Source organism: Ruegeria sp. BF8, from assembly GCF_056538625.1.
In genome coordinates this window covers 1,456,389-1,469,589 of sequence record NZ_JBQFTL010000001.1, presented here as the reverse complement: position 1 = coordinate 1,469,589, position 13,201 = coordinate 1,456,389, and the positions used below count along the sequence as shown (strand labels likewise).

Genomic DNA, 13,201 nt, shown 5'->3' with positions numbered 1-13,201 from the left:
TGACATGCATTCGCAGTTGGTATGCTATCCGCAGCCATAACGTTAACAGAAATTTGCGACACGTATCGTGAATTCAATGCAGTTAAACGACTGCAATATGGGAGAAAATAATGAAAAATCCAATACTCGTACTGACGCTTTTGATGACGACGACGTCTTTGGCCAGTGCCGAAACTCTGCGTTGGGCGCGCTCGGGGGATGCGCTGACGCTTGACCCGCATTCGCAGAACGAAGGGCCGACGCATACCGTGCGCCACCAGATGTATGAACCTCTGATCATTCGGGATACGAGCGGTGCTTTCGAGCCTGCGCTGGCGACCGATTGGGCCCCCAGCGAGAGTGATCCGAATGTCTGGGTGTTCAATCTGCGTCAGGGCGTGAAATTCCACGACGGCGCCGATTTCACTGCAGAAGACGTGGTGTTCAGCATCAACCGTGCGAAGCAGCCGAACTCGGACATGAAAGAACTGATCAATTCGATTGTCGAGGTGCGCGCTGTCGACGACCACACGATCGAGATCGAGACGGACGGTCCGAACCCCATTCTGCCTGCGAACCTCACCGACCTGTTCATCATGGACAAGGGCTGGACCGAGGCGAATAACGCGGTCAACGTTCAGGACTTTGAAGGCGGTGAGATCACCTTTGCGACCGTCAATGTGAATGGAACCGGCCCCTACAAACTGGTCAGCCGCGAACCGGACGTCAAAACGGTGATGGAGCGGAACGAAAATTATTGGGGGCGTGATCAGTTCCCGATGGCGATCAGCGAAATCATCTATACCCCGATCCAGAATGACGCGACCCGCGTTGCGGCGATGCTGTCGGGCGAGGTGAACTTCCTTCAGGATATGCCGGTGCAGGACCTGGACCGGGTGAATGCCGTCGACGGTTTGGTCGTCAAACAAGCGCCGCAAAACCGGGTGATCTTCTTTGGAATGAACCAGGGCGCGGACGACATCGAGGCGGATAACGTCGATGGCAAGAACCCACTTGCCGACGTCCGCGTTCGTCGGGCCATGTCCAAAGCGATCAATCGAGATGCCATCCAACAGGTGGTCATGCGCGGTCAGTCGCAACCTGCCGGGATGATCGCCCCGCCGTTCGTGAACGGCTGGACTGCCGAGATGGACAGTGAAAGCAGCACGGATGTTGAAGGTGCAAAGGCGCTTTTGGCCGAAGCGGGTTATCCGGACGGTTTCTCGATCCGGCTGGATTGTCCCAACGACCGTTACATCAACGATGAAGGTATCTGTCAGGCGGCTGTCGGGATGTTGGGTCAGATTGGCATAACAGTGAATCTGGATGCCAAACCGAAGGCGCAGCACTTCCCGCTGATCACGGACGGAAAGACCGATTTCTACATGCTGGGCTGGGGCGTTCCGACGTATGACTCGGAATACATCTTCAACTTCCTGGTCCATGGCCGTGAAAGCGACATTGGGACGTGGAACGGCACCGGGTATGACAATGATGAGTTGGATGCCAAGATCGAGTCGCTGGCCTCGAACACGGATCTCGTCGCGCGAGATCAGGCTATCGCCGAGATCTGGCGGGTGGTGCAGGATGAACAGCTGTATATTCCGATCCACCATCAAGTGTTGAACTGGGGTATGGCTGAAAACCTGGACATCAACGTTGATCCCGAAGATCAGCCTATGGTCAAGCATTTTGGCCTGAAGTAAGAAACGTGGCCGGGCCTCGGGATGCGAGGCCCGCCACCAAAGAGTGGGAGCTATCATGAAACGTCTGACCACTGCCGCGCTATTCTGCGCGCTTGCCTTGCCCGTCGCAGGCGAAGAGTTCACGTTTGCCGTTACAACGGACCCGCAAACAATGGATCCTCATGCTGTCAACTCTGCCCCGGTTCTAGGTTTCTTGAACAACGTCTACGAAGGGCTTGTGCGCAGGGGCAAGGACATGACCATTGAACCGGCGCTGGCCACGAGTTGGGAAACCATCGGGGACGGAGCTGGATGGCGGTTCAAACTGCGCGAGGGCGTAACGTTTCATGATGGTTCCGAATTCAATGCGGATGACGTGATCTTCTCGTACCAGCGGGCGTCTGACGAAAATTCGGACACCCGCAGCTGGTTCGCGCCCGTCAGCGAGGTGGTAAAGGTTGACGACTACACCGTCGATGTCATGACCACTGCGCCGAACCCGATTTTCCCGGACAGCATTGCCAACTGGATGATCATGGATAGCGGCTGGGCCGAGGCAAACGACGCAGCACTGCCCGACAAAGAATCGGGCAACTATGCGACCCTGAACGCCAATGGCACCGGTGCTTTCCGAGTCACCGCGCGAGAGCCGGGCCTGCGCACTGTTCTGGAACCGTTCGACGGCTGGTGGGACACAGCAGAACACAACCTGACCCGCGCTGAATTGGTGCCAATCCAAAACCCGGCAACCGCTCTGGCGGCTTTGTTGTCCGGAGATGTCGACTTCATCAACCCGGTCCCAATTCAGGATGTGGCTCGGTTGCAAGGCAATCCGGATGTGAAGGTCATTCAGGGCGTCGAAGCGCGCGTGATCATGCTGGGGTTTGATCAGCAGGAAGGCGCGAGCGAAGCCGGGCAGGGTGGCTCGGACCTTTTCCGAGATGTGCGCGTCCGCGAGGCGGTGGCAAAGGCAGTCAACGTTCCAGCCATCCTGCAAACCATCATGCGCGGCAATGCTGAGGTGGCGAGCCAGTTGGTCAGTCCTGCGATGCGCGGCTATTCGGCTGCAAATGCGGACCCCTATGGCTACGATCCCGAGGGTGCCAAAGATTTGCTGGCTGAGGCTGGCGCTGAGGGGGCTGAGATCAGCTTTAAGTGCCCCAACAATCGCTACCTGAACGACGAAGCTGTTTGCCAGGCGATCACCGCCATGCTGTCTCAGGCCGGGCTGAACGTGACGCTCGATGCGATGCCGGTTCAGAACTACTGGCCTGAACTGCGGGCCGACAATTTTGATATGTATCTGTTGGGTTGGTCACCCGGCACGTTTGATGCCGAGCATCCCGTGCGTTTTCTCGCTTCGACCCCGAATGAGGAAAAGAAGTTGGGTTCGTGGAACTTTGGCGGCTATTCGAACTCTCGCGTGGATGAATTGCTGCCGCTGATCCAGTCCGAGATTGACGAACCCAAACGTCAGGCGATGCTGGACGAGGTGGCAGGTATCCTGCACGATGAGGTGGCCTATGTACCGCTTTACGTTCAACCGCTGGTCTGGGGCGCGCGCAGCAATATCGAGCTGACACAACGGCCCGACAACTTCTTCCTTCTGCGCTGGGTAACGGTCAACTAAATGCTGTCATACATTATCAGGCGTGTGGCTCAGTCGGCGCTAGTTCTGTTCGTCGTGGGCCTGGTCGCCTTTTCCATGTTCCGCTTTGTCGGAGATCCGATCGACAACATGCTGGGGCAAGAGCGGACCATGGAAGATGTGGAACGTCTGCGCGCGCAGTTGGGGCTCGATCAGCCGTTTCCGGTGCAATATGTGAAGTTTCTGCAGGAAGCGGTACAGGGCAATTTTGGCGTCAGCTTCCGTCAAGGGCGTCCGGTCGCGGAAATCCTGGCCGAACGCGCGCCGGCAACGTTGGAACTGGCGCTTGTCTCAGCCGTATTTGCCATAGTCTTGGGCATCGCGCTGGGTGTGTTCACCGCAATCCGCCGAGACGGGTTTGCAGCGAATTTCATCATGTCAGCCTCTCTGATCGGGGTGTCCCTGCCGACGTTCCTGATCGGGATTCTGTTGATTTACATCTTCTCAGTTGAACTTGGCTGGCTGCCCAGTTTTGGACGCGGAGAAGTCGTAGATCTGGGCTGGTGGAACACAGGCTTGCTGACAAGCAGTGGACTCAAGGCGCTGATCCTGCCCGCGATTACACTGGGTCTATACCAGATGACCCTCATCATGCGGCTGGTGCGCTCCGAGATGTTGGAAGTACTCCGGCAAGACTATATCCGCTTTGCCCGCGCCCGTGGGCTGAGTGACCGGACCATCAATTTCCGCCATGCGCTGAAGAATACCATGGTCCCCGTCATCACGATTATCGGCCTGCAACTGGGGGCCATCATCGCCTTTGCCATCATCACCGAGACGGTGTTTCAGTGGCCGGGCCTGGGCCTTCTGTTCATCAATGCAATCCAATTCGTGGATATCCCTGTCATGGCAGCATACCTGATGATGATCTCGGTCATCTTTGTCACCATCAACCTTGCGGTCGATATCCTTTACGCCTTCATCGACCCGCGCCTGAGGGTCAGCGCATGAGCCGTGTGAAACGCATTCTGGACAGCGACCAGTTCTACGCCTTCCGCCGCTCGCCTGTCGCCATGGTGTCGGCGACAGTGGCATTGATCCTGATCCTGGCCACGATCCTCGCACCACTGATTGCGCCGACAAACCCGTTTGATCCGGCCAGCCTGAACCTGATGAACGGCTTTACCCCGCCGATGGAACCCAATGCCTTTACAGGCGAAACCTTCCTGATGGGCACAGACGATCAGGGGCGTGATGTGTTCTCGACCATCCTCTACGGAATGCGGATCTCGCTATTCGTTGGGGTGGCGGCCGTTCTGTTCGCGATGGTTCTGGGGATCATTCTGGGCCTGTTATCAGGGTATTTCGGCGGTTGGACCGAAACCATCATCATGCGCACGGCGGATGTGCAGCTGACTTTCCCATCGATCCTTCTGGCCATGCTGATCTTCGGGATCGCCAAAGGCATTACCCCGGTGGAGTATCGCGACCAGATGGCGATCTGGGTGCTGATCCTGGCCATTGGACTGTCCGATTGGGTGCAGTTCGCTCGTGTCGTCCGGGGCGCAACGTTGGTTGAGAAGAACAAAGATTACGTCGCCGCCGCGCGCATCATCGGACAAAGCCCGCTGACCATCATGCTGCGCCATATCCTGCCCAATGTACTGTCACCGGTGCTGGTGATCGCGACTATCTCATTGGCGCTGGCGATCATTGCCGAGGCGACGCTCAGTTTCCTTGGCGTTGGCGCGCCACCGACCCAGCCCTCGCTGGGGACGCTGATCCGCATCGGACAGGGATTCCTGTTCTCGGGTGAGTGGTGGATCCTGTTCTTCCCGGCTTGCACCCTGCTGGCACTGGCGCTGAGTGTGAACCTGCTGGGCGACTGGCTGCGCGACGTTCTGAACCCGAGGCTGAAATGACCGATCCCGTTCTTTCGATCCGCGACCTGACTGTGGAAATCCCCACACGCCACGGCATCTTCAAGCCGGTCGAGCATGTGACCTACGACCTGCATCCTGGCGAGATCCGGGGCGTTGTCGGCGAAAGCGGTGCTGGCAAGTCCATGACCGGCAACGCCGTGATCGGCCTTCTGGACCCCCCGGCCCATGTCTCCGAAGGCGAAGTCTGGCTGAACGGTCGTCGGATTGACGAACTGGACGCCGAGGACAAACGCCGAATCCGGGGCAAAGAGATCGGGATGATCTTTCAGGACCCGCTAACCTCGCTGAACCCGTTGTTCACAGTGGGTGAGCAATTGGTCGAGACGATCCAGCTTCACCTCGGCCTGTCCGCTTCCGAGGCCAAAAAGCGCGCCATTTCTCTGCTGGATCGCGTGTCCATCCCCGACCCGGCGGACCGTTTCAACCAGTATCCGCACCAGTTTTCCGGTGGGATGCGTCAGCGGGTGGTAATCGCGCTTGCACTCTGTACCGAGCCCAGCGTTCTGATCGCGGACGAACCCACAACGGCCTTGGATGTGTCTGTCCAAGCGCAGGTGTTGGATCTGATCAAGGAGCTGGCGAAAGAGCGTCAGGTCGGCGTGATCCTCGTTACCCACGATATGGGCGTTATCGCCGACACCACGGACTCGGTTACCGTGATGTATTCCGGTCATGTGGTTGAAAGCGGAACGACCAATCAGATCCTCGGCGCACCGAAACATGAGTATACCAAATCTTTGATTGCCGCCGTGCCGCGGCCGCACACCAAAGTCGAGCGTTTCCCAGTGGTCAATTATGGCGAGCGGGAAAGAACCTTCAAGATCGACGATCTGGCGGCCCATTGGGACAAGACCGATCTGTCGAAATCCGGCAAACTGCTGGAAATCGAAAACATTACTAAGACGTTCCTGCAAAAGGGCGGGCTGCTGCCCTCGCAACGCAAGTACTTCACTGCCGTCGATCAAGTGAGTTTCGACATTCGCGACGGTGAGGTTTTCGGCCTCGTCGGCGAAAGTGGCTCTGGCAAGTCTACAGTCGCCCGGATGATTGGAACACTCTATCCCGTAGACGGTGGTCGGGTGATCTTTGATGGCGAAGACGTAACAGCCATGGAGGCAGAGGCCCTACAAGCCTACCGCCGCCAGATCCAGATGATCTTTCAAGACCCGTTCTCCAGCCTAAATCCCCGCATGAGGGTCGGGGACCTCGTTGCCGAGCCTATCCATCATCACAAAATCCTGCCCAAGCCCGCAATTGAACCGCGCGTGCGCGAATTGCTTGACTGGGTTGGCCTGGCCAAGGACGCGTGGCGCAAGTATCCACACGAGTTTTCCGGTGGGCAGCGTCAGCGCATTTGTATTGCTCGCGCCCTCGCAACTCAGCCCCGTTTTCTGATCTGCGATGAGCCGACCAGCGCCCTGGACGTATCCATTCAGGCGCAAATCCTGAACATTCTCAAAGACCTGCAAGAACATCTGGGCCTGACTATGCTCTTTATCAGCCATGATCTTCCGGTCGTACGTCAGATGTGTGACCGGGTGGGCGTGATGCGGCATGGGAAGCTGCTTGAGGTTCAGGAGACGGACGCGTTGTTCGAAGCTCCCGAGCATCCGTATACACGGGAACTATTGGATTTGATGCCACGGCTAAAGCAATTGGCACAACCTTAACGGTTTGGACTTGCATCGGTTTTTCCAGAAGAAGTTGTTTGAGAGGTACGCGCGCAAGCAATCAACGGTAGTTTGAATTCAAACACCGACTTGAATTGGCTCCATCGCAAGGCGTCTAGTATTCGTTGTCGACCCAATTTCGGACCTGGACGAAGTTAGATGAAATGCAATCTCGATCAATGAGGTCTGCGTCGAGGTCACAGCCGACGGCAGCAATACGGTTTGCGACTTCAGAATTCAGGATACCCCTTGAAAGACAGCTTTCCGCGCCTCACCAAACATCTCGACACGGCAGTACGCGAGACTTGTAGGGGACTAGGTGTCGGTCATTGGTTTCAAACCGAGCGGCTACGGCACACACCCCCTATGCCGGACCAAAGCATCGGAGAACTGACCTCAGAAACAAGTCTGCGGCTGGATTCCAACCAATACACTGTCCACTAGCGCGCATAAGCGCTGAGTTCCGGACCTTGCAGAGCGGAAAATATCCGCTCTGCAGTTCCTGAATAGAATCTGCAGGTGGCTAGAAAGGGTTTGCCTGCTTGCCGCCGAACGCAAACGGCACTCCGTCCGGATCACACAGGATGGGGATTTGAGCTTGAACGGATTCGCTTAAGTTCAAGGAGGCCGGATGCGCCCCTTTGGTTTCAGCGGCACGGAAGGCGTCAGGGACTGAAGCAACTTTTAGGCTCGGGACCCAAGATGCGTTTGAGGCGGTTGCCCAAGTCGCCGCATGCTGGATTGCAACAAGACGGCCCCGAGGCCCGAGGAGAGTGGCGCAATCCTGGTCCTTATCGGGAAACACCTGCCATCCGAAGAGTTCGATGTAGAACGCCAGCGGAAAGCCATCATCGTTGCTGATATACACTTCAGGGCCAAACTGCCGTCTCGGCACGGGGAAACTGTGCCGAGACAGCGAAATCCCCACCAAAGCGCCGAGCGGATCGCGAACGAGTGCGTTGCGCCCGACGCCCGGCACCTCGAATGGCTCCCGAACAATTTTGCCTCCGAGCGTGTCGACGCGCTTGGCCGCCAGGTCCACGTCGGGGACCTCGATGTAGGCGACCCAGCCCTTCGCTTGCTCGGGCGGCGTCTCGATCAAACCCGCGCCCGCTTCGTCACCGGAAAGGGCGAGGACGAAATCCTGCTCGCCGCCACCCCATGCAAAATCCGATGCCCGCTCGACTTCATAAGACCAGCCGGCGACGTGCTGGTAGAATGCCATTGAACGCGCCCTGTCCGGTGTGAAAAGGTCATGCCATACGATTTGACCGGCCTTCGACTGTGTCATCGCCTTACTTCCTGACATCTTTGAGTTTTTTGACTCCGCGGACCATCTTCCCGAACGCCTTGTCGCGCGACCTGCGTTCCGCAAGACTCGACGAGTTAAACGCATCTTCGGCCATGAGCTTGCGCCATCTGCGAAGCCGATCGCTATCAAGAACACCCTCATCGATAGCCTTCAGAACAGCGCATTCCGGCTCAGAATCGTGCTGACAGTTCTTGAATCGACACTGCGCGGCCAACTCCTGAATGTCGGCGAAAAGATCATTGATACCTTCCGCTGCATCGGTGAGCTGCAGTTCCCGCATGCCCGGACTGTCCAAGACCAGACAGCCATTGGGCATAGCATGAAGCTCGCGCCGCGTTGTCGTATGCCGCCCCTTTGCGTCGTCCTCACGAATGGTTTGGGTTTCAATGGACTGACTCTCGAGCAGCGCATTGGCCAACGTTGATTTACCAACACCAGATGAGCCGAGAAACGCCACCGTCTTGCCGGGTTTGCACCAGGGAAGCAGTTTTGTCCGGGGCGCGTCGCCGCGGGCGTCAAAGGCGACCACGTCGATCATGTCCGATACCGCGCGAGCAGCGTCGATATAGTTCTGCGGGTCTGTCACGAGGTCGGTCTTTGTGACGACGATGACGGGTGTCATCCGTGCCTCCAAAGCCAGAGCTGCATAGCGTTCCAGCCGGGCCACCTTGAAGTCCTGATTGCAAGACGTGACGATAAAGGCCGTATCAATGTTCGCCGCGATCAGTTGTTCCTGCCGGTCGGTTCCGGGCGCACGCCGCTTTATGAGGCTTGTGCGCTCAAGAACCCGACTGGAGCGCGGACGTGTGGAGTCCAGCATCAGCCAGTCTCCGACAGTTGCGTCGGCTCCCGGCGGAAGTACCGTATCTATGCCGTCACCGACGACATGCAGCCCATTGCGATGCACTTCGACAACGCGAACGGGAGGTGTCGCCGACAAGTCCTCTACGCTGATCTGTCGGGCGAAAAACGGTTGCCATCCCAATGCCTGAAGAGGGCTGGGATTGGCGTGCGATCCCGCTTCGCTTGCGCGAGGCGGAAGGAAGTTGGAGTAATCCCTTGTCATAGGGTGTTCACTTTCATGTCTCTGGCCCAGGTCAGATTTGGGCGCTGATGGTAGGAAAGAGTGCGCACATCAAAACACTCCGTCGGCAACAAAGCGACGGCGGTGCTTCAGATTTTGAATATGCTCCGGGAGGCGCGCTGCCTCCCTTCCTTACCGGGACATAAAATCTCCATTTCCGATGAAGTGCACATAGGAAGACCGCGGGCAGAACACAACAGTTGACCGGTGATTTGGCGCACTTCGTCACTTCTCTGTAGCAACCGTTCAACACGAAGAAGAGTGTGTGAGCTTTACCCGCGTAGCAGCCTTTTGTGCTAGAAACAGCAGTTGACGGCACCGGGTCAAAATTTCCCCAAGGTCCTCCTTGGGCCGTTATCACACACCGCAACAAGCTGAATATTAGGTGGCTTCGTCCGCAATGCGCCTGTCGAATTGGACTATAAGCGACTGCTCCGAGCCATAATCTGACACTCGGTATCGAGTACGCTAAGCTGGATCGTGCGAGGCACACATACATTCAGAAACCGCACCTTTGGGAGGACGGATGTATGATCATGCGAATTTTTCAGGTGACGACGCGGTCAGGTAAAGAAGACGAGTTTGGCCGCTTTTTTCGCGACACTGCGATCCCGTTGATGAAAAGCACCCCTGGAATCGTGCACCTTTTTCCGGGCGCGCCGAGAGGGTGGTCTTGACCCCTGAAACTGGTCCGAACCGAGTGCGAAATTTTGGGTATATTTCTGGCAACAGGGGAGTGTAGCGATACCGAAGAAACGATTCAGCGACGAACAGATTGCCTTTCGATTGTGGACAGGGCGCTTCGTCAGCCGAAAAAAAATTTCAGTCGTAGCCGGCTGACTGGCTTTGAGCCGCAATTCCTCTGGAACGACACTACATCAGGAAACCTCCTGAACTTTCTCGGAACATACTTGCATTCTTGCCTCTTGGCGTAGTCACCTATGTGTGACGAGCGGAGGAAATCGATGAAGCCTTGGACAATCATGTTTTGTGCGTTCTGCACATTCGCTCTTGTCGCTTGTGCCCCAAAAGTTCGTACATATGAGAAAACCAATTCGGTTTCATTCTCGGCAAGGACAAACAGCACACTTGGGCAGACGGCGACCCGGCTTGGGGACCCCAAAGACGGCCGGTCCGGTGTCAAATTGATCAGCGACGGTGAACAAGCCTTGGTGTCACGGCTTCTACTCGCTGCAGCGGCTGAACAATCGATCGACGCTCAATACTACCTTTTGCATAACGACCCGACAGGTCACCTCTTTGCGGCCAGCCTTTTGCAGGCGGCGGATCGAGGCGTACGCGTTCGCTTGCTTTTGGATGACATGGACACATCCGGATACGACGCGATGACAGCCGCTTTGGACTACCACGAGAATATTGAAATCCGTCTGTTCAATCCTTTCTGGCGCGACCAAAGCCTGATCATTGCCGGGCTCACGGACTTCAAGCGGATCAATCGCAGAATGCACAATAAGTCGATGACCGCAGACAACGTGTTCACAATTGTCGGTGGCCGGAATATCGGCGCCGAGTACTTCCTGGCGCGGGAGGAAATGAACTATGCGGATTTGGATGTTCTGGCAGCCGGTCCCGTCGTAAATGAAGTTTCGCAAAGCTTTGACGAATATTGGAATAGTGAGTTCGCGGTTCCGGCCCGCGTGGTCGTCGGGCAACCTGAAGAATTTTCGCTTGGCCAAGCGCGAAGCAGACTGAATGAGCTCGTGGAGGCGGCAAAGCATACCCAGTACGGCGAAGCTCTCAGAAAATCTGCAAGAGAGAATTTTGCAGACGGAACGCTTTCCTTGGATTGGGTGCCCGCAAAACTCTACGCCGATCCGCCTTCCAAAGCCGCGGGGCTTGATAACTCAGATCCAATTCTTGCGTCGCAACTGCTGCCGTATTTCGAAGGTGCTGACAGGGAGGTCAATATCGTTTCGGCCTACTTCGTGCCACGCAACAACGGCGTGAAGTGGATGACCGAACTGGAAAACCGAGGTGTCGAAGTCAAAGTCGTAACCAACTCGCTTGCTTCAAACGACGTAGCACCAGTCTATGCGCACTACGCCAAGAAACGCAGGGCGTTGCTGCGTGGTGGGGTCGAGCTATATGAATTGCGGCCTGACGCTTATCAGGTCCAACGTCGTGGAATAAACTGGGCTCAATCTCGGTCGGGTCTTCATTCCAAAGCGTTCGCTGTCGATGACAGATATCTGTTTGTCGGTTCGTTCAATTGGGACCCTCGTTCAGTCAACATAAACACAGAAATGGGCATTCTCATCGACTCTCCGGCGTTGACCGCACAAACCATGGGTGCTTTGGACGATGCGCTTCCAGCATATACATATCATGTGACGCTGGAGAGTGCTGGCCAACTCAAATGGAGAACCCGGGGCGAGAACGGAGAAATCCTTGAATATGACTCAGAGCCAACGGGTTCGGCTTGGGATCATATCGTCGCTGGATTTTTCAGTATTTTGCCAATCGGCTCTCAGCTTTAGTAGCGTGGGATAAGGTCCGTTCTTCTACTGTGCTATTGACGTTCTATCAATTGCATCGCGCATGTGGCAGTCTTCTTCGCATTTGAAGAAAAGTGGATAAGCAGGAGTGGCACATGGAAATTCGAACCACATCCGGGCGCGGCCGTCTATACGACAGCGTCCTGGACACGGTCGGCAACACGCCGTGCATTCGCATCAACAAAATCGCGCCGGCCAACGTGACGGTCTACGTCAAGTTTGAAGCCTTCAACCCCGCGGGCTCGGTCAAGGACCGCCTTGCGCTGAACATCATCGAAGCTGGCGAGAGGGAAGGTCGTCTGAAACCCGGGCAAACGGTCGTCGAGGCTACCTCGGGAAATACCGGGATAGGTCTTGCGATGGTATGTGCCGCAAAGGGTTATCCGCTTGTGGTCACTATGGCTGACAGCTTCTCGGTGGAACGCCGCCGGTTGATGCGGTTTCTTGGGGCCAAGGTTGTGCTGACGCCTCGTGCGCTCAAGGGTTTTGGGATGTACTCCAAGGCCAAGGAGTTGGCCGAGGCAAATGGCTGGTTTCTCGCCAGCCAATTCGAGACAAGCGCCAACGCCGACATCCACGAGGCCACGACTGCGAGGGAAATACTAAGCGATTTCGAGGGAGAGCGGCTGGATTACTGGATCACCGGTTATGGAACAGGCGGCACCGTTTCGGGCGTGTCGCGCGTGCTCAAGCGCGATCGCCCTGACACCAAGATCATCCTGACCGAGCCTGCAAACGCTGCGATTGTCGGGTCTGGCTACGTGAACACCCGCAACGAGGCCCATCAACCTACTGAGAGCCATCCGGCCTTTGAACCGCATCCCATTCAAGGTTGGACGCCCGACTTCATCCCGTATGTGCTTCAGGAAGCTCTGGACAATGCATATTATGATGAACTGCTCCCCGTCGCCGGAGCGAATGGTATCGCCTGGTCGAGGCGTCTGGCCGCAGAGGAGGGGATTTTCACCGGAATCTCAGGGGGGTCCACATTTGCCATCGCAATGGAAGTGGCCAAAAGCGCCCCGGACGGATCGGTGATGCTGGTGATGCTGCCCGACACAGGCGAACGGTATCTTTCGACACCGCTCTTTGAAGGGATTGCCGAAGATATGACGGATGAGGAACGAGCGATTTCCATGTCGACACCAACGGCGCAAATGCCGTCTGATTGAGCCGGGTCTCGTTGCTCGTCGATGCAGGTATTTGACCGTTCGATCTGCGGCGTTGATGCCGTCTGAAAGTCTGCGGACAGCGTGTTTGCCGCAATGCGTGGCCAGACAGTCAAACGATCCGGTTGGGTTGTGATTCAGAAGTTGAGCGGACTTCAACCGATGGCCGCCGAGTTTCCTGTGTCAAGGCCGCGTCTGTGCGGTCGAATGCTGACCTGAAGCGTCAAGCCTATCGTTGACCAACGATGTTGCACC

General features: G+C 56.5%; 9 protein-coding genes. 7 read left to right on the top strand and 2 right to left on the bottom strand.

What is annotated here, in order from left to right; genetic code table 11:
- The first annotated feature begins 110 nt into the window (after window positions 1-110).
- The 5 genes from ACR0LD_RS07270 to ACR0LD_RS07250 are packed head-to-tail and all read left to right on the top strand — an operon-like array spanning window position 111 to window position 6,865.
- The gene (locus ACR0LD_RS07270) at window positions 111-1,685 is read left to right on the top strand and encodes an ABC transporter substrate-binding protein (RefSeq protein WP_480636213.1); all 1,575 of its coding nucleotides are present in this window, start codon (window positions 111-113) and stop codon (window positions 1,683-1,685) included.
- Between the two features lie 55 nt (window positions 1,686-1,740).
- The gene (locus ACR0LD_RS07265) at window positions 1,741-3,294 is read left to right on the top strand and encodes an ABC transporter substrate-binding protein (protein WP_480636211.1); all 1,554 of its coding nucleotides are present in this window, start codon (window positions 1,741-1,743) and stop codon (window positions 3,292-3,294) included.
- Window positions 3,295-4,263 (top strand): ABC transporter permease, encoded by a 969-nt coding sequence (locus ACR0LD_RS07260; protein WP_170339894.1) that lies wholly within the window; start codon window positions 3,295-3,297, stop codon window positions 4,261-4,263.
- Complete coding sequence (locus tag ACR0LD_RS07255) at window positions 4,260-5,174, top strand: ABC transporter permease (RefSeq protein WP_170339892.1); 915 nt, start codon at window positions 4,260-4,262, stop codon at window positions 5,172-5,174. Before ACR0LD_RS07260 ends, ACR0LD_RS07255 begins: the two co-directional genes overlap by 4 nt.
- Window positions 5,171-6,865 (top strand): ABC transporter ATP-binding protein, encoded by a 1,695-nt coding sequence (locus ACR0LD_RS07250; protein WP_480636210.1) that lies wholly within the window; start codon window positions 5,171-5,173, stop codon window positions 6,863-6,865. The genes ACR0LD_RS07255 and ACR0LD_RS07250 overlap by 4 nt, the downstream gene beginning before the upstream one ends.
- Before the next feature lie 523 nt (window positions 6,866-7,388).
- On the opposite strand, the gene ACR0LD_RS07245 is transcribed toward ACR0LD_RS07250, so the two are convergent.
- Entirely contained in the window at window positions 7,389-8,156 is a 768-nt protein-coding gene (locus ACR0LD_RS07245; protein ID WP_480636208.1) for a VOC family protein, read from the bottom strand.
- A 4-nt stretch (window positions 8,157-8,160) separates the two neighbouring features.
- Window positions 8,161-8,997 (bottom strand): ribosome small subunit-dependent GTPase A, encoded by an 837-nt coding sequence (rsgA, locus tag ACR0LD_RS07240; RefSeq protein WP_480636207.1) that lies wholly within the window; start codon window positions 8,995-8,997, stop codon window positions 8,161-8,163.
- A gap of 1,229 nt (window positions 8,998-10,226) precedes the next feature.
- Here rsgA and ACR0LD_RS07235 point away from each other — a divergent pair.
- Window positions 10,227-11,759: a phospholipase D family protein gene (locus ACR0LD_RS07235; protein WP_480636205.1), complete on the top strand. Its 1,533-nt coding sequence runs from the start codon at window positions 10,227-10,229 to the stop codon at window positions 11,757-11,759.
- Between the two features lie 113 nt (window positions 11,760-11,872).
- A complete protein-coding gene (locus ACR0LD_RS07230) occupies window positions 11,873-12,949 on the top strand; it encodes a PLP-dependent cysteine synthase family protein (RefSeq protein ID WP_480636203.1) in 1,077 nt (358 codons plus the stop codon).
- The last annotated feature ends 252 nt before the right edge of the window (window positions 12,950-13,201 follow it).

Excerpts from the sequence above, each read along its gene's own strand:
- ACR0LD_RS07270 (WP_480636213.1), top strand. The coding sequence starts at position 111 with ATGAAAAATCCAATACTCGTACTGACGCTTTTGATGACGACGACGTCT.
- ACR0LD_RS07230 (WP_480636203.1), top strand. The coding sequence starts at position 11,873 with ATGGAAATTCGAACCACATCCGGGCGCGGCCGTCTATACGACAGCGTC.
- ACR0LD_RS07245 (WP_480636208.1), bottom strand. The coding sequence starts at position 8,156 with ATGACACAGTCGAAGGCCGGTCAAATCGTATGGCATGACCTTTTCACA.
- ACR0LD_RS07235 (WP_480636205.1), top strand. The coding sequence starts at position 10,227 with ATGAAGCCTTGGACAATCATGTTTTGTGCGTTCTGCACATTCGCTCTT.
- ACR0LD_RS07250 (WP_480636210.1), top strand. The coding sequence starts at position 5,171 with ATGACCGATCCCGTTCTTTCGATCCGCGACCTGACTGTGGAAATCCCC.
- rsgA (WP_480636207.1), bottom strand. The coding sequence starts at position 8,997 with ATGCTGGACTCCACACGTCCGCGCTCCAGTCGGGTTCTTGAGCGCACA.
- ACR0LD_RS07265 (WP_480636211.1), top strand. The coding sequence starts at position 1,741 with ATGAAACGTCTGACCACTGCCGCGCTATTCTGCGCGCTTGCCTTGCCC.
- ACR0LD_RS07260 (WP_170339894.1), top strand. The coding sequence starts at position 3,295 with ATGCTGTCATACATTATCAGGCGTGTGGCTCAGTCGGCGCTAGTTCTG.
- ACR0LD_RS07255 (WP_170339892.1), top strand. The coding sequence starts at position 4,260 with ATGAGCCGTGTGAAACGCATTCTGGACAGCGACCAGTTCTACGCCTTC.